Below are 23,082 nucleotides of genomic sequence, written 5' to 3'. Positions count from 1 at the left end.
CGCGGACATGTGGGCGAAAACTCGCGGGGAGCGGTAAGCTCTACACCGAGTAGTAAAACTTTTAGTGTGCCCGGAACGCCGACGGCGGCCGGGCGACAGCAACAAGTAGGAAGGGCCGTCTGTGAGTTCGCAGAACCGAACCGGCAGCCGACGCAAACAGATCACTACGATCACTGGCTTGGCACTAGCCGGCGCGTTGGCTTTGACTGGATGTTCACCAGAGGTACAGAAAGGGTGGCTGCCCACTGAGCGTGGCACCACCAACCACACTGACCGCATCATGGACCTCTGGGTCAACTCATGGATTGCCGCGCTGGTCGTCGGCATCATCACCTGGGGCTTGATGATTTGGGTCATCGTCGCGTACCGGCGGCGGAAGGGCACGGTCGGTTTCCCGCGCCAGAACAGCTTCAACCTGCCCCTCGAGGTCTTCTACCTGACGATTCCGCTGTTTATGGTCCTGGTGTTCTTCTACTTCACCGACCGCGACCAGCAAGCGATCGACAACCGTGACCAGCCGGCCGACGTCGTCGTCGACGTCCGCGCCAAGCAGTGGGCCTGGGACTTCAACTACAAGAAGGGCGACGTCGTTACCGACGACGTCCACGAGGCCGGCGTCCAGGCGCACCTCACCGGCAACGACGTGGACAAGGAAAAGCTGCCTACGCTTTACTTGCCGGTCAACAAGTCGGTTGACCTCGAGCTGAACGCCCGCGACGTCATCCACTCCTTCTGGGTTCCCGCCTTCCTGCAGAAGCGCGACATGATCCCGGGCAAGACCAACTACATCCGGTTCACCCCCACCAAAGAGGGAACCTACGACGGCAAATGTGCCGAACTCTGTGGTGAGTACCACTCCGAAATGCTGTTCCGCGTGAAGGTTGTCTCCGATTCGGAGTTCAAGGCCCACCTGGACCAGCTCCGCCAGGACGGCAACACCGGACTGCTCGGCGAAGAGTACGACCGCAACCCGGCCCCGACCGAGAACAAGTAAGGGGAGCGCGAAGTGGCAACGACCTACTCTCAGCCCTCAGGGATCCTTGAGGCTCCCGTAGTACCCAAATCCAAGGGGCGCATCGTCGTCAACTGGATCACCTCCACCGACCACAAGACCATCGGGTACATGTACCTGATCTCGTCCTTCGTGTTCTTCTGCTTCGGCGGCGTTATGGCGCTGCTGATCCGTGCGGAGCTTTTCGAGCCCGGCATGCAGATCCTGCAGACCAAAGAGCAGTACAACCAGCTCTTCACCATGCACGGCACCGTCATGCTGCTGATGTTCGCGACGCCGCTGTTCGCCGGCTTCGCCAACGTGATCATGCCGCTGCAGATCGGTGCCCCCGACGTCGCTTTCCCGCGGCTGAACGCGCTGGCCTTCTGGTTCTTCCTGTTCGGCTCCACGATCGCCGTGTCCGGCTTCATCACCCCGCAGGGTGCGGCGTCGTTCGGCTGGTTCGCCTACGCGCCGCTGTCCAACACGACCTTCAGCCCCGGCGTGGGCGGTGACCTCTGGGTCTTCGGCCTGGCGCTCTCCGGCTTCGGCACCATTCTCGGCGCGGTCAACTTCATCACCACCATCATCTGCATGCGCGCCCCGGGCATGACGATGTGGCGGATGCCGATCTTCACCTGGAACGTTCTGGTCACGGCGATTCTGGTGCTCATGGCGTTCCCGCCGCTGGCCGCCGCCCTCTTCGCCCTCGGCGCGGACCGCCGCTTCGGCGCCCACATCTTCGACCCGGAGAACGGCGGCGCCGTCCTCTGGCAGCACCTGTTCTGGTTCTTCGGCCACCCCGAGGTGTACATCATCGCGCTGCCGTTCTTCGGCATCGTCTCCGAGATCTTCCCGGTCTTTAGCCGCAAGCCGATCTTCGGCTACAAGGGCCTCGTCTACGCGACGATCTCGATTGCCGCACTGTCCGTGACCGTGTGGGCGCACCACATGTACGTCACCGGCTCGGTCCTGCTGCCGTTCTTCTCCTTCATGACGATGCTGATCGCGGTCCCCACCGGCGTGAAGTTCTTCAACTGGATCGGCACCATGTGGCGGGGTTCCATCACCTTCGAAACCCCCATGCTGTGGAGCATCGGCTTCCTGGCCACCTTCCTCTTCGGCGGCCTGACCGGAATCATCCTGGCCTCACCGCCGCTGGACTTCCACGTCTCCGACTCCTACTTCGTCGTGGCGCACTTCCACTACGTGGTCTTCGGCACCGTGGTGTTCGCGATGTTCGCAGGCTTCTACTTCTGGTGGCCGAAGTGGACCGGCAAGATGCTCAACGAGCGTCTCGGCAAGATCCACTTCTGGATGCTCTTCCTGGGCTTCCACGGCACCTTCCTCATCCAGCACTGGCTCGGCGTCGAGGGCATGCCCCGCCGCTACGCGGACTACATGCCGCAGGACAACTTCACCTGGATGAACCAGTTCTCCACCTACTCGTCCTTCCTCCTCGGCGCCTCGCTGATTCCGTTCTTCTGGAACGTGTACATCACCTGGCGCAGCAACGAGAAGGTCACGGTCGATGACCCCTGGGGCTTCGGCGCCTCGCTCGAATGGGCGACGTCTTGCCCGCCGCCGCGTCACAACTTCACCTCGCTGCCGCGGATCCGCTCGGAGCGTCCTGCCCTGGACCTGCACCACCCCGAGCTCTCCCAGTACTACACCGTCGACTCGCCTGCTCCGGCAGCAGCGACGCTCGGTAACGCCGACCAGAAGGATCAGGCCCAGTGAAAATCGAATCAAGGATTTTTGGACTGGGAGTCTTCTTCTTCGTCCCAGTTGCCATCGTCTACGGCTTCATGACGCACTGGTCCGAATGGGTCGGCATCCTGGGTGTCCTGCTGGTTGCAGGCCTGGCCGGTATGATCGGCGCCTACCTGGGCTTCACCGGCCGTCGGGTCGGCATGCGCCCCGAGGACCGCAGCGACGCTGAGATCCACGAAGGCGCGGGCGAGCAGGGCCACTTCAGCCCCTGGAGCTGGTGGCCTCTGGTTCTCGGCCTGGCATGCGCGGGCGGTTTCCTCGGCCTGGCCGTGGGCTTCTGGATCACGTTCATCGCCGGCGGCCTCGCCGTGGTGGCGCTCGTGGGCTGGGTCTATGAGTACAGCCGCGGTGACCACGCGCACTAGCGCCGGACACTGACAGCAACGACGGCGGGCCCCCACCTTGTGGTGGGGGCCCGCCGTCGTTTGCCTGTGCCCAGCGGGCGTGGCGGCCGGTCAGCCGGACTGGGACTCGAGCAGGGCGCAGAGCTCGGTGAGGGCGCGCTCAGCGTCGGCGAGACTTGCATTGTCGGGGACCGTCTCCGGCCGTACCGCCAGCTCCACTTCGCAACCGCAGGCGAAGTCCTCGGTCATGACCTCCAGCAGGGACCGTGCATCCACGCCCGGCCTGCCGTCCTTGCTGATCGTGACGGCGAATCCGGTCTGCGTCACGGCCCGGACAAACGCGGCCGCGGGGCGGGCGTGCAGTCCGATCGAGGCCTGGACGACCGCCTTGCGTGCTGGCAATGGAACTCCTTCAATCGTGACGCGCCGGGCGGTGCCGGCCGGTGCTGGGGCCCCCGGCCAACTGGTCCGGAAACGACAGGCCTGCGGGGCGCATATCCAGCGTAGCCGGGGGAGAGGTCCCGGGCGAACCGGGCAGACCTGGGTGGTCTAGACCTGCTGGGAAAGTGCCTTAGGCTTAAGGGATGAACGATTGCAGCAGGCGCCTCCGTGGGCTCTAACGCGGCCCGGATGGCCGGTGACATTGACCGGACCAGCGGCACCCCCATCTACGTCCAGCTCCGCGAAATCCTCCGCGCCCACATTGCCAGCTCCTGCCCGCCGGGTTCGGCGCTTCCCTCCGAACGGGACCTCTCCGAACGCTTCGGGCTGGCCAGGATGACCGTGCGCCAGGCCATCGACGCGCTCGTGGGCGAAGAAGTGATCGAGCGCGTGGTGGGCCTCGGCACCTTCGTCCGCAAGCCCAAGCTGGACCTCCAGGTCAAACTGACCTCGTATAGCGAGGAGATGCAGCGACGCGGCATGGTCCCGGCCGCCAAGGTGCTCAGCTTTGAACAGATCAACGCCAGCGCCTTTCTGGCCCGCGAACTGCAGCTCGAGGAGGGAACACCCCTCGTGCGGTTCCGGCGACTCCTGCTTGCGGACAGTGAGCCAATGAGCGTGGACGAGAACTTCATCCCCGCGCACCGCGTGCCCGGACTGCTCGACGGCGAGCCGCCGACGTCGCTCTACAACGTCCTGAGCGAGCGGTACGGCTTGGTGATGGAGTGGGGCGAGGACATGATCGAGGCGACGGCTGCGTCTCCGTCCACGGCGCGCCTGCTCAACGTGGAGGTCGGCTCACCGCTGCTGAAGATCCAGCGCCACGCCTTCGTGGCCCGGGCCATGGTCGACTACTCGGTCTCCTACTACCGGGCGGACCGCTACAAGCTCTGGGTGCCGCTGCAGCGCCCCGGCGTCCGTCCCACACGGAACTACGCCTCCGGCTACCGCCCCTGACAACCAGCGCGGAGTCCTTGGAAACGCAGAAAGGCCCGGTCCTGGTGGACCGGGCCTTTCTGTGGACTAATGCCGTGTCTTAGTGGCTGAGGCTCTTCTGCTCCGCAGCCGGTTCGATCGACTCGTGCTCGCCGTGGTGGCCGTGGGCCGCCGCGAGTTCGGCCGGGGTTGCCGGAGCGACCCGGTCCTCGAAGAACCACTTGGAAAGCATCGCGCGACGCTTTTCCTTGCGGTCCACGACGCCGTGGCTGTTCGGCTCGGCCGGAAGCGGCGACGGGGATTCGAAGCCGACCAGCTTGTAGCGCTTGTATTCGTTCAGCGGGGCGTGGACCTCGATGAACTCACCGTGCGGCAGCCGCACGATGCGGCCTGTCTCGCGGCCGTGGAGGGCGATTTCGCGGTCCTTGCGCTGCAGGGCCAGGGCGACGCGCTTCGTGATGATGAAGGCGAGTACCGGGCCAATGAAGAACAGGGCGCGCAGCCAGTAGGTGACGTCGTTCAAGGCCACGTGGAAGTGGGTGGCGATGAGGTCGGAACCAGCAGCAGCCCACATCACGCAGTACCAGACGAAGCCGGCCATGCCGATGGCGGTGCGGGTCGGCGCGTTCCGGGGACGGTCCAGGACGTGGTGCTCGCGGTCGTCCTTGGTGATCCAGCGTTCGATCCACGGGTAGGTGAACATCACGGTGAACAGGATGCCCGCAGGGACCAGCGCCGGCAGCAGCACGTTGAACGTGAAGACGTGGCCGAACCAGACCTGCTCGACGTGCCAGTTCCCGAAGGTGCCCGGCATCAGGCGCAGGGCGCCGTCAACGAAGCCGATGTACCAGTCAGGCTGGGTGCCGGCCGAGACGGGGGAGGGGTCGTACGGGCCGTAGTTCCAGATCGGGTTGATGGTGAAGAAACCGGCCATCAGCGCGATGACGCCGAACACGATGAAGAAGAAGCCGCCGGCCTTCGCCGCATAAACCGGGCCGAGGGGGTAGCCGACGACGTTGCCGTCGTTGCGGCCCGGGCCGGGGTACTGGGTGTGCTTGTGCACGACCACCATAAAGAGGTGCACGACGATCATCAGCAGGATGAGCGCGGGAACCAGCAGGATGTGGAGCATGTACAGGCGCCCGATAATAGCCGTGCCCGGGAATTCGCCGCCGAAGAGGAAGAACGAGATGTAGGTGCCGATCACCGGGATGGACTTGATGACGCCGTCGATGATGCGCAGGCCGTTGCCGGAGAGCAGGTCATCGGGGAGGGAGTAGCCGGTGAAGCCGGCGGCCATGGCGAGGATGAGCAGCACGCTGCCCACCACCCAGTTCATTTCGCGCGGCTTGCGGAAGGCGCCGGTGAAGAAGACCCGAAGCATGTGCACCGAAACCGAGGCTACGAAGAGCAGCGCGGACCAGTGGTGGACCTGGCGCATGAACAGGCCGCCGCGGACATCGAAGGAGATGTTCAGGGACGAGCTGTAGGCCACCGACATTTCGACGTTCTTCAACGGCAGATAGGAACCCTGGTAGTGGGTTTCCGCCATCGACGGGTCGAAGAAGAAGGTCAGGAAGGTGCCGGAGAGCAGCAGAATGACGAAAGAGTACAGGGCCACTTCGCCGAACATGAAGGACCAGTGGTCCGGGAAGACCTTGCGGCCGAATTCCCGGAGCATTCCGGAACCGCCCACGCGCTGGTCAACAAAATCGGTAATGCGGCCGCCCTTGGTCTTGGCGACGAAGGKGGAGGCGTTAGGGGTTGATGTTGCGCTCATGCTCAGCACGCTCCCAATAGCTAGGTCCAACGGGTTCATGGAAGTCGCTCGTAGCGTAAAGGTAGCCCTCGTCGTCTACGGCGATGGGCAGCTGCGGGAGCGGCCGGCTGGCCGGGCCGAAGATAACCTTGCATTCCTGGGTCAGGTCGAAGGTTGACTGGTGGCACGGGCACAGCAGGTGGTGGGTCTGCTGCTCGTAGAGGGCAACAGGGCAACCAACGTGGGTGCAGATCTTGGAGTAGGCAACGATTCCGTTGTAGCTCCAGTCCTCGCGGCCCGGGGAGGGCTTGAGGGACTCGGGGTTAAGGCGCATGAGCAGGACGACGGACTTCGCCTTCTCGTTCAACTTGCCTTCTTCGAGCTCGTTGAGCCCTTCCGGGATGACGTGGAAAGCCGAGCCGATGGTGACGTCCGAGGCCTTGATGGGGGTGCCATCGGGGTCGCGGGTGAGACGCTTGGTCTTGCCGCCAACCGGGGCCCACATGGTGTGCGCCAGCTTGTTGTCCGGGCGGGGACCGAGGTCGCCGAAGACGGCCAGGGCCGGCAGCGGCGCCAGGGCGACGGCCCCAAGCAGGGTGTTGCGGATCAGCGGGCGGCGCTTGATGCCGGTTTCCTCGACGATGTCGTCGACAATCCGGACAGCGGCCAGGCGGTCCTCTTCGGTGCGGATGGCGTGGCGCTCTTCCGACACTTCGTGGTCCGGCATAAGGGCCTTGGCCCAGTGCACGATGCCGGTGCCGATACCCAGCATGGCAAAGGCGGTGCCGATACCCAACAGCATGTTCTGCAGCCGGATAGTGGCGATCGAGGAGTCATTTCCAAGATCGATGGCGAAGTACGCCACCAGGAATATCAGGGTGCCAACGACCGAGGCGCCGAACAGAATGGCCACCTGCCGTTCCGCTCGCTTGGCGGCCCTCGGGTCCGTGTCAGCCAGGCGCAAACGATGCGGAGGAATTCCAGGATCCTGGAACTTCTCCACCTCATTCTGACCAGCCGTAGCTACGGTGCCCGAGTGGTTCGGACTGCCGTCACTATGGTTGCCCATAATTCGCCTCATCCTTCTCTCGTCTCGACCAGTGTCGAGTTAGTTTTCAATTCAAACTGCTGACGGATCAGCAGAAAATTCTTACAGGTGCCGCGGTCCGTCTAGGACGTCCGCGAAGTCAGCCAGATGGTGAAGGCGATGATGACGCCCAGGCCGGCAATCCAAACAAACAGGCCTTCGGAGACGGGACCCAGGGCGCCCAGGTCGTTGCCGCCGGGGGAGCCGTTGGCTTCGATCTGCTTCAGGAAGGTGATGATGTCACGCTTGCCTTCGGGGGAGACGTTGGCGTCGGAGAAGACCGGCATGTTCTGCGGGCCGGTGACCATGGCTTCGTAGATGTGCTTGCCGGAGACGTCAGCGAGAGCCGGGGCGAACTTGCCCCGGGTCAGCGCGCCGCCGGCTGCAGCAGCGTTGTGGCACATGGCGCAGTTGGTGCGGAACAGCTCGCCACCCTTGGCGGCGTCGCCCTTCTCATCGAGAACACCTGCCTCGGGGATGGACGGGCCGGGGCCGAGCGAAGCGACGTAAGCCGCGAGCTGGTGGGTCTGCTCCTCGTTGAACTGGGCGGGCTTCTTGTAAGCCTGCGGGCCGTTCATCTGCATGGGCATACGGCCGGTGCCAACCTGGAAGTCAACGGCGGCGGCGCCGACGCCGACGAGCGACGGTCCGGCCTGCGAGCCACTGGCACCCATGCCGTGGCAGGTGGCGCAGTTGGCGGCGAACAGCTTGCCGCCCTCTTCTGCGTCGCTTGCACTGAAGCTCGTGGTGTCGGCCTTGGCCTGGTTGACGGTGGTGGCGACGGCGTACAGCCCACCAGTGATGAGGAGGCCCATCAGCAACAGTGCAACTGCTGCCAGTGGGTGACGTCGCTTCTGCGAGAGTGCCTTCACGTGGTGGTTCCTTTATTCGATCCTGCGTTGGCTCCGGGAGCCGCTTCTTGAAATTCTATCTCTTGTAGAAAGAGAGACAAGTGGGGCTACTTGAGGACGTAGATGACCAGGAAGAGGCCAATCCATACGACGTCGACGAAGTGCCAGTAGTACGAGGTGACGATCGCGGAGGTTGCCTCAAAGTGTCCGAACTTCTTCGCTGCGAAGGAGCGTCCGATGATGAGCAGGAAGGCAATCAGGCCGCCGATGACGTGCAGGCCGTGGAAGCCGGTGGTCATGTAGAACGCGGAACCGTAGGCGTTGGAAGAGAGCGAGACGTGCTCGGAGACGAGCATGGCGTACTCGGTCGCCTGGCCGGCCACGAAGAACGCACCCATGATGAATGTGAGTGTGAACCACTCGTTCATTCCCCAGCGGGTGAAGCTCAGGGGCCCGCCGAGCCTGCGCGGCTGGAGCCGTTCGGCGGCGAAGACGCCCATCTGGCAAGTAAAGGAACTGGCCACGAGGACGATCGTGTTTACGAGCGCAAAGGGGAAGTTGAGCTTGGCTGTCTCTTCGGCCCACATCTGTCCGGAAGTCGAACGGAGTGTGAAGTACATGGCAAAGAGACCGGCGAAGAACATCAACTCACTGGACAGCCAGACGACGGTTCCAACGGAAACCATGTTCGGGCGATTCAGCGTCGGGTGCGCCGGGGTACTGGGGGCATGGGTCGCAGATGTCACATAGACATTATGTCTGTAAAAGTCCGTCCTGCCCAACGCAACCCGCGTTTTGGGGGGACTTTTTCTACAAAGACGCGAAATCGCGGGGAAAAGTTCCGGGACCCCTTCGCATTGGGCATTGCAGCCCCCGGCTCGATAGCATCAGAACGTGACTTCTCAGGCATCTGCACAGGCTGTAGGCAAGACTTGGCCGCGCCTCATTGGCGCCCTCATCCTCGGCACGAACCTCAGCGCCGGCGATACTGAGTGGGCGATGAACTCCATCATGTCCGGCGAAGCTACGCCGGCCCAGGTGGCCGGCTTCCTGGTGGCGCTGCGCGCCAAGGGTGAGACGGTGGAAGAACTCACGGGCCTCGTCGAGGCGATGATCGACTCCGCCAACCCGATCGAGATCGCGGGTCAAAAGCTGGACATCGTCGGCACCGGCGGAGACCAGCTGAATACTGTCAACATCTCCACCATGGCCGCTCTCGTCTCGGCCGGAGCGGGCGCCAAGGTGGTCAAGCACGGTGGCCGGGCGGCGTCGTCGAGCTCGGGCTCCGCCGACGTGCTGGAGGCGCTGGGTGTCCGGCTGGACCTTCCCATCCCGCGGGTAGCCCGGAACGCCGAAGAGGCTGGAATCACCTTTTGCTTTGCGCAGGTCTTCCACCCCTCAATGCGGTATGCCGCCGTCGCGCGCCGCGAGCTGGGTGTCCCCACGGCCTTCAACTTCCTGGGACCGATGACCAACCCGGCGCACGTCCAGGCGTCCGCCGTCGGCGTCGCTAATGAACGGATGGCGCCGCTGGTGGCCGGCGTGCTTGCCAAGCGCGGCAGCCGAGGCCTGGTGTTCCGCGGCAACGACGGGCTGGACGAGCTGACCACCACGGGTCCGTCGCGGATCTGGGAAATCCGCGACGGCAAGGTTATTGAGCAGGAATTCGACCCCCGCGATCTTGGTATCCGCCAGGCGACTGTCGAGGAACTGCGCGGCGGCGACGCTGCCGCCAACGCCGCCGTCGTCCGCTCGGTGCTTGCCGGAAAGCCTGGCCCGGCACGGGATGCCACGCTGCTCAACGCCGCTGCCGGTCTGGTGTCGTTCGACCTGGACGCCTCGGGTCCGCTGACCGAACGGATGGCAGCTGCGATGAAGCGGGCCGAGGAGTCCGTCGATTCGGGCGCGGCAGCCGCGGTGCTGGACCGCTGGGTCGCACTCTCCCGCGACTAATTTCCCTCCGGCTGGCGGCGCTCCGTGCCCGCTGGGCCGGCTACTGTTCGAAGCCCAAGGCGAACGCCGCGTCGAGGTCGTGCTGCGAGTAGGCGCGGAAGGCGATGTGCGTGGTGGTGTGCACCACGGCCGGGACCTTGGAGAGCTTGTCCGCGATGACGTCGGCGAGCTCCTCGTGCTTGGCGACGCGTGCGATTGCGATCAGGTCCCATTCGCCGGTCACGGAATAGACCTCGCTAATGCCGGGAATCGCGGAGATTTTTTCAGCCGTCTCCGGGATGGCGGAAGCGTCTGTCTTGATCAGGACGAAAGCGGTGATCACGTGGGGGCCTTTCGGATCTGGTGCGCCGTTGCTGGCTTGTTGATTGGCCCCATTGAGGCCGTGCCATCTGCTTGCAAGCCTAGTGCATCAGCTCCGCCGGCGCCCTGCCCGGAGCCGCCGTGTGGCCGCGAACAAAAGGCGGTAGCCGAGCAGGAAAACGGCCAGGCTGAGCAGCGCCACGATCACGAACGGCAGCACCACAACCTGCCCGGTGAGGGCCCGGAGCAGCATGCCGACCGCCACCGTGCCGAGCCAGACCGCGACGCCGGCCGGCCAGAGCGCCAGGGGACCCCGCCACAGGCGCAGGGCGAGCCATGCCACGGCGGCGCCGGCGAGGAACGGCCAGGCCGTCGCCAGGACCCCGGTGATGATCTCGCCACGCTGATGGGCGTCGCGTCCGATCGCGGCGAAGAGCAGGATCAGGACGGCGTCGCCGGCGGCGGCCAGCAGGGCGCCTCGTGCGGTCGACGGCGGTTGGGCGACTGGGGGAGTGTTGGCTGGCATACCTCCAGCCTAGCTGCGGCCATTGCGGGACGCCGTCGCGGCCTAGCATGATGACCTGAGGAACCACAGCTGCGAGCAAGGAGATGATCATGACAACGCTGTCGGATCGGCCCAACACGGCCTTGATGGTGATCGATGTGCAGAACGGGGTGGTGGAAGGCGCCCACGAGCGCGATTCCGTCGTTGCGAACATCGCCGAACTCGTCGACAAGGCTCGTGCAGCCGCCGTCCCGATCATCTGGGTCCAGCATTCGGATGCGCAGCTGGAGCGGGGGAGCGAGGCCTGGCAGTATGTTCCTGAGCTGTCCCGGGCGGAGCACGAACCTCTGGTGCACAAGTCCTACGGTGATTCCTTCGAGGCTACGGACCTCGAAGATGTGCTCGCCGCTGGCGGCGTCGGGCGAATCCTCGTTGCGGGAGCGCAAACGGACGAGTGCATCCGATCCACCATCCACGGGGCGTTTGTGCGTGGCTACGACGTGACCCTGGTGGGTGACGCGCACACCACAGAGGATCTTTCGGCTTGGGGCGCACCGCCGCCGGAGCTGGTGATCGCCCACACAAACCTCTACTGGCAAAACCAGTCGGCGCCGGGGCGTGCGGCGGGCGTCGTGGCGACCAATACAGTGATGTTCGACTGATCCCGGAGCATAGGATCGTCTGATGGCCCGCCTCATTGTTCCAGACATCCGTTACCACTCCTCCTGGCTGGAGGGAGCAGCAGAGTTCGACGGTGCCCACAGGGACGGCGGCGGCGCCGAGGACTGGCCGCTGGATGATCTCAAGGACACCGCCACCTTCCGCCCCTTCGTCGGTGCGCTCGTCAACAACGCGTTACCGGAGACCCCCCGGAAGCCCGGATACGTCCCGTGCACCTACCTGTGGATTGTGGACGGCGACACCTTCCTGGGCTCGCTGGCCATTAGGCATGAGCTGAACAGTTTCCTCCTCAACGAGGGCGGCCACATCGGCTACAGCGTCAGGCCGTCCGCACGGCGCCGCGGCCACGCAGCCAAGGCACTGGCCGACGCCCTGCCGGTGGCGAAGGAACTCGGAATTTCCCGGGTCCTGATCACTTGCGACGAGGACAACGCCGGATCCAGGGCGACCATCGAACGCAACGGCGGCGTCTACGAAGACACCCGCAACGGCAAGCGGCGCTACTGGGTCGAGACAGACGAGCAGGGCGCGCCGGCACTGCCCTGAGGCCTGGCTTTAGAGATTTTTGGCGGCTCCGTAATTTCTGGCCACGCCCGGGAAACCTTATATCTAGCGGGACGTTTAGCCCGCCTTCACAGATATTGGGGGTAACAAAAATGAAATCCAATCGTGCCGGGTACATCACCGCAGTAACAATGGCCGGTCTTGCCGCCAGCCTCGTCCTGGCCGGCTGTGGGCCACAGCCAGGGGCTGCTCCCGCAGCCGCGCCGAATGTGGCAGTGACAGACGCCACCACTTCCTCCACGGTGCTGGCCGCTTCGCCGCTGTCCACTACGCGGACCGCAAACTCTGCGACCTCGCCTGCCGCTTCGCCCACCAGAGCGGGCGGGGCCGCACCGACTCACGCGCCGGCGGCAAAGCCCGCGCCCAGCAGCCTCAAGACGTTCACCTTCCCTGACGGGCATATCTCCTTCGACTACCCGGTGTCGTGGACGGTGCGGACAGCGCTTCCTCCGGCGGGGCCTCCCGGTGTCGAAGCTGTTGTTTCGGACGGCGCCGGCAACGATCTGCTTCTCATGGCCAACGGCGTTCCCGTGGGCTGTGCCGGGGGCCCGGTGTCGCGGCGGGTGTTGGATCAGGCGGAGGTCGCGGGCATGGCGGCACCGAATGGTTCCGCCCCGGTCTTCGGGTTCTCCGTTGAATCCTATGGTGCCGGTGCCGGCGACGCCTACTTCATGGGCCTGGTCGATCCTCGGTCGCTGAAGCAGGGCGACGGGGTGCCCTCCTGGTGCAACGTTGTGTCGACTGACAACGGCGGCTTGGTCACCCGTGTGCTCTTCGACGACCCCGCATTCAAGAACCGGGGAGCGGCTAAGGCGTGGATGGCCACGGAACAATATGCACAACTCAAAGCGCTGCTGGTCAGCCTGAACTACCACTAGCTCCCGAGCTGGGGCGGCCCGCCGGTTGGGGGACCGGCGGGCAGTCCGCATCCCGGACGCTGCAGCGTCCATGGGTAGGCTTTTCCCACCATCGTTCTCGACGAAACCCCGGCGCGCCGGGTCGACGGTCAGACGTTGAATGAATTCGAACCGCATGAGGACAAGGGGACCAGTGCTGGGGTTAGTGCTGTGACGCGTCTCGTTTGGTGGGGGCGGACGTATTTCGCCTTCCAGGCTTTCGCCGGTGCGTCCTGGTGGATTGCGGTTCTGGTGTCCCCGGCCATCCGCCTGGCGACCCTCGGCAATCTTGATGCCGCCGCCGTCGCGGTCTTCGACATTCCCCTATTTGTCGTGGCTTCAGCCCTCGCCGCTTTTGGTATCCGGGCCGCCGCAGTGGTGAGGGTCTGCTGGACCGGACTGGTCGCCTTCGTGCTGGCGGCATATGCCACCATAACGGCCGAGGCCGGCTGGGGTGTGGTGACCATGGGTGCGGCCTTCGCTGGTTCAGTGATCGCGCTTTGCGCGGTGCTTCTGGGGCGCATACCGACCGCATGGATCATCCGCGGGCCCTTCGCATTGCGCCCGGCCGCCCGCCGCCCGGCAGCAGTAAGCCATGTCGCCGCAACATTCGGGCAGATCGTCATATTTTGGGGCTTCTTCCTGGCCATCGTTCCTTTTGCCCTCGCGTTCCTCGAACAACGGTGGGCGGTGGCCCTTCCATTTCCGCCGGTTGCATATCCAGTCGGCGCCATGGTCCTGCTACTTGCCAGCGCTCTTGGCATCTGGTCGGCCATCGTCATGTCCACGTTGGGGCACGGCACGCCGCTGCCGTCGGCGATGCCCAACCGGCTGGTCATCGTGGGCCCGTATCGCTGGATCCGCAATCCGATGGCGGTCGCAGGGATTGTCCAGGGCGCCGCGGTAGGCGTGATGGTGCAGTCGTGGCTGGTTATTGCCTACGCAGTCGCCGGCTCGCTTGTGTGGAATTACGCCGTCAGGCCGCTGGAGGAAGCAGACCTGCTGGAACGGTACGGTGATGAATTTCAGCAGTATTGCGACACGGTCCGCTGCTGGATCCCGCACATGACGACGGCGAGACGCACCCAGCCGGGCACGCCGTAGCTGTCGGCGCGAACCAGGCGCCGGGGGAGAGGGCTACTGGGACCCGGCGTAGGCTGTGCCCATGATTTCCCTCCGCCGGCGCCGCTTGGACACTGGCATGTGGGCGACTGGAGTCCAGGTCTCCGTTGGCCTGACAGCATGGGGACTCTGGCTGACCGCTTTCCTCTTCGGATATTGCGATGGTTTTGAACGCGAAAGGTCCGGCCATACGCTGATCTTCCTGGGCGCTGTTGCGTCCGCTGCGGCGGCGGGCTGGGCACGGTTTCGGGGTCTTGGCTGGCCAGGGACGCTCGCCGTCGGCGCCACGGCACTGCTGGTTGGCTGGACCGATCTCGCGGCACCGGACGGCCTGCTGCCTCATCTTGCTGGAGTCATTGCGGTGCCCGCCACAGTAATCAGGTTGGTTGTTGGCCTGCCGGCTATCCGGCAGGGGAGAGGGCCGCAGGACCGAACCCCTTAGCGGCATTGCCCACATTCACGAAGGCTTGGTTCTGCGCGCGGCGCCGAAAACATCAACGGTGGTTCCCAATGAGTCAGGTTCGTGAGAGCTGCCATTCGGCCGTCATCGTACTATTCATTCATGACGAACCAGGAGGAGGGAAGCTCCAGCCCGTTCGTTCGCCGCGGCCTGCGGGGTTTTGTCTGGGTGGCCGTGGTGGTCGCCGCTGGAGCGTATGCCCTTAGTCTCGTTCCCGACTTCGTTGTGACCTCCATGGCCGTGGGCCTCCTGGTGGGCCAATTCGTATCCAAAGATGAACGGGCGCCGTCCGATGTCAGCGACAGTTGTTCCTGGTGGAGACGGAGGGCGCGCGGCGCCTTCTACACAGCCTGGTCGGTATTGATACTTCTACTCGGCGTGCTCATCAACGTGATCTCCCGGGCCGGCTTCGGCTGGGAGGCATTCGGCGTTCTGGCCGTTATGGCGTGGCCGCTATGGGTTGTCGTGCGAAATCCGCCTGAGCGGCCTTGGGATCCATGGCGTCTCACGCCGTAACCAGGCGAAGCCCCTCCTGGCAACTTTCTGTTTACTTGACATAATGTTGATTATCGGCGTTACGTTAAGGGCCGGAAGAGGGCTTCCATAGTGCCGGCCGCGGTTGCTGTCCGTCGCCTGGTGCACCGGCTGCGCCGGGATGAAGCAGCCGGGACATTTCCGCCGGGGAGGAAGCAGTCGGGATGCTGCTGCACGGTGCGACCTTGGAGCCGCCGGAGACATTCCAGCGCCGATGCGCGAAGCCAGTGCCACAGGCTGCGAATTTGCTGCCTCTGCGCTGGTTGGTTGCAAATTTGCATTTCTTGTCCATGGTCACTTCATTAGCCGACCTCGTGTCAATTCAGCGGACAACGTCGCCACCTGACGTGCCAGGAAGATCCCGGGCAATTAGCGGATATCAAAACAACAATGTCGTCCTAACRCGGAAATTGCGCTGTCCGACCACGCGGCTTGGGCGGCAGTTCGCCACAGCCCTCAGCCGGACACCGGACTAGTTGAAAGCCAGGGAGCGCCGGGAAGCCAGGTGAAAGCAGGGTGCCGGCCGCGGAGACATCCATGTCAGAAGAACGTGCCGGCAAACAGGCTGGAGTGACTTCAGGGGGCTACTCCCCCGGACTATTTGATAAATTATCAATTGCTAATGCATTAGCATAAACCCGACATAAAGAAATCGAAAACCCTCTGCAATGTTTGATTTTCACATATAGGTAAGATCCGGATCTCATCGAGTATCCATGCCGCGCTTAAATGACCCAGGCAGAGCCCGCGCTCACTCTCCGACGTAGGCCGCCAGATGTTCCCCGGTCAACGTGGACTTCGCGGCAACCAGCTCGGCGGGCGTGCCCTCGAAGACGATCCGGCCGCCGTCGTGTCCGGCGCCGGGGCCCAGGTCGATGATCCAGTCGGCGTGTGCCATGACCGCCTGGTGGTGCTCGATGACGATCACCGACTTGCCGGAATCGACCAGCCGGTCCAGCAGCCCGAGCAGGTTCGCGACGTCGGCCAGGTGCAGGCCCGTTGTCGGTTCGTCGAGGACGTAGACGTCCCCCTTCTCCGCCATCTGGGTGGCCAGCTTGAGCCGCTGCCGTTCGCCGCCGGACAGGGTGGTGAGCGGCTGGCCGAGGCTGAGGTAGCCGAGTCCGACGTCCACGAGCCGGTCGAGGATCTTGTGCGCCGCCGGCGTGCGGGCCTCGCCGTCGCCAAAGAACAGCTCCGCCTCGGTCATCGACATCGCCAGGACTTCAGCGATGTTGCGGCCGGCCAGCTTGTATTCCAGCACTGATGCCAGGAACCTGCGGCCCTCGCAGTCCTCGCAGGTGGACTCGACAGTGGCCATAACGCCAAGCTCCGTGAAGATCACGCCCGCGCCGTTGCAGGTGGGGCAGGCGCCTTCGGAGTTGGAGCTGAACAGCGCCGGCTTCACGCCGTTGGCCTTTGCGAACGCCTTGCGGATCGGTTCAAGCAGGCCCGTGTACGTCGCAGGGTTGCTGCGCCGTGAACCCTTGATGGCGCTCTGGTCGATCAGCACCACGCCGTCCCGGCCGGCCACCGAGCCCTGGATCAGCGAGCTTTTGCCGGATCCGGCGACCCCCGTGAGCACGCAAAGCACCCCGAGCGGGAGGTCGACGTCGACGTCCCGGAGGTTGTTCGTCGACGCGCCGCGCACCTCAAGCGAGCCTGACGGAGTACGCGCCGCATCCTTGACCGTCGCCCGGTCGTCGAGGTGGTGGCCGGTGATGGTGTCACTGCGCCGCAGGCCCTCCACACTTCCTTCGAAGCAGACACTGCCGCCCCCGGTGCCCGCCCCGGGACCGAGGTCAACGACGTGGTCGGCGATCGCGATCGTCTCCGGCTTGTGCTCGACGACGAGCACGGTGTTGCCCTTGTCACGGAGCTGCAGCAGTAGCTGGTTCATCCGCTCGATGTCATGCGGGTGCAGGCCGATCGTCGGCTCGTCGAAGACGTACGTGATGTCGGTCAGCGAGGACCCCAGGTGCCGGATCATCTTGGTCCGCTGGGCCTCTCCCCCGGACAAAGTCCCCGCCGGCCGATCCAGCGAAAGGTAGCCCAGCCCGATTTCCGCAAACGAATCGAGCAGGTGCCGCAGGCCCTTAAGGAGCGGCTCGACCGAGGGCTCGTCGAGCTCGCGGACCCACACGGCCAGGTCACTGATCTGCATCTCGCACAATTCGGCGATGTTCTTCCCCCGGATCTTCGAGGACCGCGCCTCCTTGCTGAGACGGGTGCCGTTGCACTCCGGGCAGGCCTGGAAGGTAATGGCACGCTCCACGAAGGCCCGGACGTGCGGCTGCATCGCCTCGACATCCTTGGAAAGCATCGATTTTTGGATCTTCGGGATCAGGCCCTCATAGGTGAGGTTGATGCCCTCGACCTTGATCTTGGTCGGCTCCGTGTAGAGCAGGTCGTTCATTTCCTTCTTGGTGTATTTCGCGATCGGCTTGTCCATGTCGAAACCGGCGCCGCTGAAGATGCGGCCGTACCAGCCGTCCATGCTGTACCCGGGGATCGTCAGCGCGCCCTCGGCCAGCGACTTGGTCTCGTCATAGAGCGCCGTGAGGTCGAAGTCGGAGACCGAGCCCATCCCCTCGCACCGCGGGCACATGCCGCCCAGGTAGACGGCGCCGTGCACCACACTCTTCTCAACCCTCCCCCCGGCTTTTTCGGTGCTCATCACCCCGCTGGCCTTCCTCGTCGGGACGTTGAAGGAGAACGCCGTGGGCGGCCCCACGTGCGGTGTCCCGAGCCGGCTGAAGAGGATGCGGAGCATGGCGTTGGCGTCGGTGGCGGTGCCGACGGTGGACCGCGGGTTCGCGCCCATCCGTTCCTGGTCGACGATAATCGCCGTCGTCAGCCCCTCCATCAGGTCGACGTCGGGCCGCGCCAGGTTGGGCATGAAGCCCTGCACAAAGGCGCTGTAAGTTTCGTTGATCATCCGTTGCGACTCGGCGGCGATCGTGGCGAACACCAGCGAGCTCTTACCCGAGCCGGAAACACCGGTGAACACGGTCAACCGGCGCTTCGGAATTTCAACGCTGATGTCCTTGAGGTTGTTCTCCCGGGCGCCCTGCACACGGATGAGGTCGTGGGTGTCGGCGACGTGCGGCGCCAGCCGCGGGTCCGTCTCCGTGTCCGCGTTCGTGTTGGTCGCCATGCTCATCGTGTCTCCCTCTGTTCGGCCTGGCCGCCCCCGCGCATCCGACGGCGCCGCCTCGCTCGATGTGAACAGCTTAGAACAGACGATGGGGTTATCCTCCGCCGCGCTGGCCGCACGCCCCCGGCATGCATTGTCTTATCCGCCGCCCTCACTGAGAATGAACCATGACGGTCTACCTGAGGTCCCTGGAAACTGCTGTCCCGCCCACCGTATTGATTCAGTCCGAGGCCCGCGACGTGTTTGCCGCCCAGCCGGGGCTCAGCCGGCTCGGCTCCCGGCTGGTGAGCACCTGCTTCGACTCCGCCGCCATCGACACCCGCTACACCGCCGTCGGGGAGCTCACCACCGGCAGCCGGTCGGAGAATCCGCAGTTCTTCGACCCCGCCACCGGCCTGCTGCTGAGCCCCAGCACCAAAGTCAGGAACGACATCTTCGCGGCCGAAGCCAGCAAGCTCTTCATCGAGGCGGCGGACAAGGCGCTGGCGGCCTGCCAGGGCATCGAAGCCCGCGAGATCACCCACCTCGTCACAGTGTCCTGCACCGGCTTCTTCAACCCCGGCCCCGACTACAAGATTGTCCGTGCGCTCGGGCTGAACCCCTCGGTCCAGCGCTACCACCTCGGCTTCATGGGCTGCTACGCCGCCTTCCCGGCACTGCGCGCGGCCAAATCGTTTTGCGACGCGGACCCGGAGGCCGTGGTGCTGGTGGTCTGCGCCGAACTTTGTTCCCTCCACGTCCGGACCTCCAACGACCCGGACACGATTATGGGATCCGCGCTGTTTGCCGACGGCGCGGCGGCCGCCATCATCAGTGCCCGCGACATCCCGGACCAGCCGGCCCTGCTGACCCTTGACCACTTCGAAACGGTCCTGACCCCGGTGGGCGAGGAAGCGATGGCGTGGAACATCGGCGACGAAGGATTCGAAATGGTCCTCGGCACCTACGTCCCGCACATCATCGACGACCACATCATCGACGCCCTCGAACCGCTCCTGTCCCGGGATGCCTCGCTCCTCGGACTCCCCTACCGCGACATCCGGCACTGGGCCATCCATCCCGGCGGCCGCAGCATCCTGGACAAGGTGCAGTCCAGGCTGGAGCTCAGCGACGAACAGCTGATCCCGGCGCGCGAAACGCTGCGGAACTACGGCAACATGAGCAGCGCCACCGTGCTCTTCGTGATCCGGCACATCCTCGACCTTCCCGCGCCCGGCGCTGGCACCGACGGCGCCGACACCGGCGGTGCGCTGGCAGCCGACGACGATGGCGGGGAACGCATCTGCTCGATGGCATTCGGCCCGGGCCTGACGGTGGAGACCGCGCTCTTCACCAAGATCACGGCACCACGGGCGGCCAGCGGTGAGGCCGACCTGCAGCGCCCCGGCGTGCCCCGGCCGGCATCGGCTCTGGCCTGAGCACCGGCGCCATGGTGCTGCTGCGCACGCGTGCCCTGGATGCCGTTGAGGAGATGGACCGGCCCGACTGCGATCCTGCCAGGCTGGAACGGACCTACGCCCAGTTCGCCCTGGTGAACCGCGCTGTGTCCGGCTGGAGGGGCATCTACCGGCAGCAGATCAAGCCGCTGCTCTCCGCGGAGTCGGCCACCACGTTGCTGGACATCGGTTGCGGCGGCGGCGACGTCCCGGTGCTGTTGTCCCGCTGGGCGGCCCGGGACGGGCTGCGACTGGAGATCACTGCGATCGATCCGGACCCACGGGCCGCTGCGTTTGCGGCCGCCCGGCGCACCCGGGGCGGCGTGACGTTCCGGCGGCAGACAGCGGCGGAACTGCTCGGCGAAGGTGAGCGCTACGACGTCGTCGTCTCCAACCATGTGCTGCACCACCTGGACGCCGGCGCGCTGGCCGGCTTCCTTGCCGAATCGGCCGCACTGAGTGCCGGGACGGTGATCCACAACGACCTCCGCCGCAGCCCGGCCGCCTATTCGCTGTTCTATGCGGGCGCCTTGCCGTTCCGGGGCTCCTACATCCGGCAGGACGGCCTGACGTCGATCCGGCGCAGCTACACCTCGGCGGAACTGCGCGCTGCGGCTCCCCCGGGCTGGGCCGTGGTGGCCCGCGCCCCGTTCCGCAACCTGCTGATCCTGGACAGGGCGCGGGGGCGGAGTGCCGGGGCGGGACCATGACCGACGCCGCGACGGACGTCGTGATCATCGGCGGCGGTCCGGTGGGGCTGTTCATGGCTGCTTTGCTGCTGCAGCGGGGGCTGCGGGTCGCGGTGCTCGAACAGCGGACCGGGCCGGAACCGCACTCGCGGGCCATTGGCATCCATCCGCCGGCACTCGATGCCCTGCGGCACGTCGGCGTGGATCAGGAGCTCATCCGCCGGGGCGTCCAGATCCGGCGCGGCATTGCCCTCAACCGCGGCACCATGCTGGCCGAAATGTCCTTCGCCCGGGTGTCCGAGCTGTTCCCGTTTGTGCTCTCCCTGCCGCAGGGTCGCACCGAGGCGGTGCTGGAGGGGCGGCTGCAGGAGCTCGACCCGGACGCGCTGCGCCGGGGCGTGCGGGTGGAGGGGCTGCACGACGACGGCCGGCAGGTCACGGTACAGGCCTGCCTGGGCGGACGGTCGGTGAGCTTCGCGGCTCCCCTCGTGATCGCCGCGGACGGGGTCCGCTCCGCGGCCCGGGCTGCGCTCGGCGTGCCCCTGCGGCGCCGGGACTACCCGGACCGCTACCTCATGGGCGACTTCGCCGACGGCACCGGACTTGGTCCGGATGCGGCGCTGTTCCTGGCCAGCGGCGGGATCGTCGAGTCGTTCCCGCTGCCGGGGAAGCTGCGCCGCTGGGTGGTTCGCCTCGGTCCGGCCGGGGCTCCGGCGGGGAGCTCGGCCGACGCCGTTTGGCTGGCACGGGAGGTCCGGCGACGGACCGGCGTCGACGTCGACCCCGGCAGCAACAGCATGCTCAGCGGCTTCGGCGTGCGTGCCCGGCTGGCCCGCCGACTGGTGGTTGACCGCTGCATTCTGATCGGGGACGCGGCACACGAGATCAGCCCGATTGGAGGTCAGGGCATGAGCCTGGGCTGGCTCGACGCCCTGGCGCTGGCACCCCTCGTGCCGGAGCTCATGGCTGGCAACCGCAACGGCCTGCCGGCGTTCGAACGGCAGCGGATGCGCCAGGCCGCCAGAGCGGCGCGGCAGTCGGAGATCAACATGGCGCTGGGCCGGCCGCTCCGCGAAGGCCCGCTGACCGCACGCAACAGTGTCTTGGCCGCCGCGGCGGCCGTCCCGGCCGTCAACAGCTTCGTGGCCCGCCGGTTCACCATGCAGTAGCCGGGGCGGGAGCCCTCAGTGCGGCGTGTAGTAGCAGTCGTAGCTGTGCTGGCTGATGATCCGGCCGTCGCGCACCTCGAACACCGAGGCGGTCCGGGCCCGGATTTCGTCGCCCTTGTCCCAATGCGGTAGATCCATCAGCACCGTCGCGGACCACTCGGCCTCCAGGACCACCCGGCCTCCCTCGCACGTGCTGCGCTGGACTTCGAAGCGCTGCCCGGAAACGATTTCGCCGCTGTGCTCGGCACCGTCGAGGACCTGGTCCCGGTTGCGGGTGGACCCCCCCGGAGCGAGCAGGTGGGGTGCCTCGGTCAGGACGTAGTCTTCGGCCAGGAAGGGGCCGAGCGCCTCCGCGCCGCCGCCGGCTTCAATGGCCCGGAGCAGGCCGAGCACGCAGTCCAGGGGTGTCGGTGTCATGGACCGAGACTAGCCGAACTGCGCCCCAGGCGTGCCGGCTGCGGTGCCGCGGCCTAGACTGACCGCATGGGTAGCCTTCCCCCGACGCTCCGGTGGTCCGCCGCAGTGCTGGTCGTCCTGGCGGCGGCATCGTGCAGTCCGGGCACGGGCCCGGCAGCAACCGGAAGCGGAGCGACGCCGGCGGCTTCCGGAAGCGGACCGCTGACCGCGGAGATCAGCCAGTTCCGCGACAACTACAGCAAGCGGATCGTAGAGATCCAGCTGACCAACACCACCGGCGAGGCGGTCACCGTGCTCGCAGCCGGTCTGCGGAGTCCGCTTTTTGCTGACGGAATCCACTGGACCTCGGCGGCAGCGGGGACGGAGCTGCCGCCCGGCCAGACAAAGAGCCTGCCGGCCCGGTTGCCGGCCGCCGCCTGCCCCGATCCGGCGCCGCGATCCGGCCAGGCCGCGCCGTCCGGTTCAAAACCTGCAGAGCCGGGCGCAGTCGTCGAGGTCCGGGTGGCGGCCGCCGCCGGAACACCGGAAAAGACGCTCACCGCAACAGCGGCCGATCCTTTCGGAGTCCTGCCTCGGAACAACGCCGAAATGTGCGTTGCCCAGGCCGCCGCCTCGGTGGCCGGCTTCCGGCTCAGCCCCAGCCTCGAGGTGTCCGCAGATGCCCGAGCTGCCGTCCTGCACCTGGTCATCACCCCGCGAACCTCGGCGGCAGCCGGTGGCGGCGGGACCCTTACGATCGACAGCATCGGCGGGACCACCTTGCTGGAAGAAGACACGAGTGCGCCCTGGCCCAGCGGCCTCCGGGTGGATGCGGCCGGGCCGGTGCACGAAGTGCGGCTCGGCATCCGCCCGGCCCGGTGCGACCCGCACGCCGTGGCGGAGGACAAGGTGGGGACGCTGATTCCGGTGCAGGTCACCGTCGGCGGCCGTCGGGGAACCCTGAAGATCGACGCCGGGTCACAACTGCGGGGACGCATTTACGATTTCGTCACCTCAGCGTGCGGTCGCCAGTAGTCTGTT

Annotated in this window: 23 protein-coding genes; 14 read left to right on the top strand and 9 right to left on the bottom strand. The window is 65.7% G+C overall.

Annotated features, from left to right (window positions below; all coding sequences use genetic code 11):
• Positions 1-121: 121 nt before the first annotated feature.
• From ctaC to AC1DGE_RS01495, 3 genes are read left to right on the top strand one after another with little or no spacing between them, the layout of a single operon-like run.
• The gene (gene ctaC / locus AC1DGE_RS01505; protein ID WP_476916749.1) at positions 122-994 is read left to right on the top strand and encodes an aa3-type cytochrome oxidase subunit II; all 873 of its coding nucleotides are present in this window, start codon (positions 122-124) and stop codon (positions 992-994) included.
• 12 nt (positions 995-1,006) lie between these two features.
• Entirely contained in the window at positions 1,007-2,731 is a 1,725-nt protein-coding gene (gene ctaD / locus AC1DGE_RS01500; protein ID WP_441417761.1) for an aa3-type cytochrome oxidase subunit I, read from the top strand.
• Positions 2,728-3,129 carry a cytochrome c oxidase subunit 4 gene (locus AC1DGE_RS01495; protein ID WP_441417762.1) on the top strand — a complete coding sequence of 134 codons (402 nt, stop codon included), beginning with the start codon at positions 2,728-2,730 and terminating at the stop codon, positions 3,127-3,129. The genes ctaD and AC1DGE_RS01495 overlap by 4 nt, the downstream gene beginning before the upstream one ends.
• 90 nt (positions 3,130-3,219) lie before the next feature.
• On the opposite strand, the gene AC1DGE_RS01490 is transcribed toward AC1DGE_RS01495, so the two are convergent.
• Positions 3,220-3,510, bottom strand: coding sequence for an HPr family phosphocarrier protein (locus AC1DGE_RS01490; protein ID WP_441417763.1), 291 nt, complete (start codon positions 3,508-3,510; stop codon positions 3,220-3,222).
• A gap of 228 nt (positions 3,511-3,738) precedes the next feature.
• On the opposite strand from AC1DGE_RS01490, the gene AC1DGE_RS01485 reads away from it, so the two are divergent.
• Positions 3,739-4,506: a GntR family transcriptional regulator gene (locus AC1DGE_RS01485; protein WP_441417882.1), complete on the top strand. Its 768-nt coding sequence runs from the start codon at positions 3,739-3,741 to the stop codon at positions 4,504-4,506.
• A 79-nt stretch (positions 4,507-4,585) separates the two neighbouring features.
• Here AC1DGE_RS01485 and qcrB read toward each other — a convergent pair whose 3' ends face one another.
• From qcrB to ctaE, 4 genes are all read right to left on the bottom strand, one after another.
• Positions 4,586-6,265 carry a cytochrome bc1 complex cytochrome b subunit gene (gene qcrB / locus AC1DGE_RS01480; RefSeq protein ID WP_476916748.1) on the bottom strand — a complete coding sequence of 560 codons (1,680 nt, stop codon included), beginning with the start codon at positions 6,263-6,265 and terminating at the stop codon, positions 4,586-4,588.
• Positions 6,243-7,313, bottom strand: a complete 1,071-nt coding sequence (gene qcrA / locus AC1DGE_RS01475; RefSeq protein ID WP_441417765.1) for a cytochrome bc1 complex Rieske iron-sulfur subunit — start codon at positions 7,311-7,313, stop codon at positions 6,243-6,245. Before qcrA ends, qcrB begins: the two co-directional genes overlap by 23 nt.
• 101 nt (positions 7,314-7,414) lie before the next feature.
• On the bottom strand, positions 7,415-8,203 hold the full coding sequence (gene qcrC / locus AC1DGE_RS01470; RefSeq protein ID WP_138769290.1) for a cytochrome bc1 complex diheme cytochrome c subunit: 789 nt from the start codon (positions 8,201-8,203) through the stop codon (positions 7,415-7,417).
• Between the two features lie 86 nt (positions 8,204-8,289).
• Positions 8,290-8,964, bottom strand: a complete 675-nt coding sequence (gene ctaE / locus AC1DGE_RS01465) for an aa3-type cytochrome oxidase subunit III (RefSeq protein ID WP_217500973.1) — start codon at positions 8,962-8,964, stop codon at positions 8,290-8,292.
• Positions 8,965-9,076: 112 nt separating this feature from the next.
• Here ctaE and trpD point away from each other — a divergent pair, with 112 nt between their 5' ends.
• Positions 9,077-10,135 (top strand): anthranilate phosphoribosyltransferase, encoded by a 1,059-nt coding sequence (gene trpD, locus AC1DGE_RS01460; protein ID WP_476892501.1) that lies wholly within the window; start codon positions 9,077-9,079, stop codon positions 10,133-10,135.
• A gap of 40 nt (positions 10,136-10,175) precedes the next feature.
• On the opposite strand, the gene AC1DGE_RS01455 is transcribed toward trpD, so the two are convergent.
• Together AC1DGE_RS01455 and AC1DGE_RS01450 are read right to left on the bottom strand one after the other, a co-directional pair.
• Positions 10,176-10,457 carry an Lrp/AsnC family transcriptional regulator gene (locus AC1DGE_RS01455; protein WP_146337532.1) on the bottom strand — a complete coding sequence of 94 codons (282 nt, stop codon included), beginning with the start codon at positions 10,455-10,457 and terminating at the stop codon, positions 10,176-10,178.
• Positions 10,458-10,544: 87 nt separating this feature from the next.
• Positions 10,545-10,961, bottom strand: a complete 417-nt coding sequence (locus AC1DGE_RS01450; RefSeq protein WP_476916747.1) for a DUF3054 domain-containing protein — start codon at positions 10,959-10,961, stop codon at positions 10,545-10,547.
• Between the two features lie 89 nt (positions 10,962-11,050).
• Between AC1DGE_RS01450 and AC1DGE_RS01445 the strand changes: the two genes are divergently transcribed.
• From AC1DGE_RS01445 to AC1DGE_RS01425, 5 genes are all read left to right on the top strand, one after another.
• The gene (locus tag AC1DGE_RS01445; protein WP_476916746.1) at positions 11,051-11,602 is read left to right on the top strand and encodes a cysteine hydrolase family protein; all 552 of its coding nucleotides are present in this window, start codon (positions 11,051-11,053) and stop codon (positions 11,600-11,602) included.
• Between the two features lie 22 nt (positions 11,603-11,624).
• Complete coding sequence (locus AC1DGE_RS01440; protein WP_476916745.1) at positions 11,625-12,167, top strand: GNAT family N-acetyltransferase; 543 nt, start codon at positions 11,625-11,627, stop codon at positions 12,165-12,167.
• A 233-nt stretch (positions 12,168-12,400) separates the two neighbouring features.
• Entirely contained in the window at positions 12,401-13,063 is a 663-nt protein-coding gene (locus AC1DGE_RS01435; protein ID WP_476916744.1) for a hypothetical protein, read from the top strand.
• A 135-nt stretch (positions 13,064-13,198) separates the two neighbouring features.
• Complete coding sequence (locus AC1DGE_RS01430) at positions 13,199-14,185, top strand: methyltransferase family protein (protein ID WP_476916743.1); 987 nt, start codon at positions 13,199-13,201, stop codon at positions 14,183-14,185.
• Positions 14,186-14,765: 580 nt separating this feature from the next.
• On the top strand, positions 14,766-15,179 hold the full coding sequence (locus tag AC1DGE_RS01425) for a hypothetical protein (protein WP_476892507.1): 414 nt from the start codon (positions 14,766-14,768) through the stop codon (positions 15,177-15,179).
• 769 nt (positions 15,180-15,948) lie between these two features.
• Here the strand turns inward: AC1DGE_RS01425 and AC1DGE_RS01420 are convergent.
• The gene (locus AC1DGE_RS01420) at positions 15,949-18,357 is read right to left on the bottom strand and encodes an ATP-binding cassette domain-containing protein (RefSeq protein WP_476892508.1); all 2,409 of its coding nucleotides are present in this window, start codon (positions 18,355-18,357) and stop codon (positions 15,949-15,951) included.
• Between the two features lie 161 nt (positions 18,358-18,518).
• On the opposite strand from AC1DGE_RS01420, the gene AC1DGE_RS01415 reads away from it, so the two are divergent.
• The 3 genes from AC1DGE_RS01415 to AC1DGE_RS01405 are packed head-to-tail and all read left to right on the top strand — an operon-like array spanning position 18,519 to position 21,645.
• Positions 18,519-19,769, top strand: coding sequence for a type III polyketide synthase (locus tag AC1DGE_RS01415; RefSeq protein WP_476892509.1), 1,251 nt, complete (start codon positions 18,519-18,521; stop codon positions 19,767-19,769).
• A gap of 11 nt (positions 19,770-19,780) precedes the next feature.
• The gene (locus AC1DGE_RS01410) at positions 19,781-20,497 is read left to right on the top strand and encodes a class I SAM-dependent methyltransferase (RefSeq protein ID WP_441417775.1); all 717 of its coding nucleotides are present in this window, start codon (positions 19,781-19,783) and stop codon (positions 20,495-20,497) included.
• Positions 20,494-21,645, top strand: coding sequence for an FAD-dependent oxidoreductase (locus tag AC1DGE_RS01405; protein WP_476892510.1), 1,152 nt, complete (start codon positions 20,494-20,496; stop codon positions 21,643-21,645). The genes AC1DGE_RS01410 and AC1DGE_RS01405 overlap by 4 nt, the downstream gene beginning before the upstream one ends.
• Before the next feature lie 15 nt (positions 21,646-21,660).
• Here AC1DGE_RS01405 and AC1DGE_RS01400 read toward each other — a convergent pair whose 3' ends face one another.
• Entirely contained in the window at positions 21,661-22,062 is a 402-nt protein-coding gene (locus AC1DGE_RS01400) for a nuclear transport factor 2 family protein (RefSeq protein WP_476892511.1), read from the bottom strand.
• 66 nt (positions 22,063-22,128) lie between these two features.
• Here AC1DGE_RS01400 and AC1DGE_RS01395 point away from each other — a divergent pair, with 66 nt between their 5' ends.
• Complete coding sequence (locus AC1DGE_RS01395) at positions 22,129-23,076, top strand: hypothetical protein (RefSeq protein ID WP_476892512.1); 948 nt, start codon at positions 22,129-22,131, stop codon at positions 23,074-23,076.
• Positions 23,077-23,082: the final 6 nt, after the last annotated feature.

It is taken from the genome of Arthrobacter sp. 05N425, from assembly GCF_056397125.1.
The sequence above is the reverse complement of the archived record's forward strand: the minus strand, read 5'-3'. Positions and strand labels throughout refer to the sequence as shown.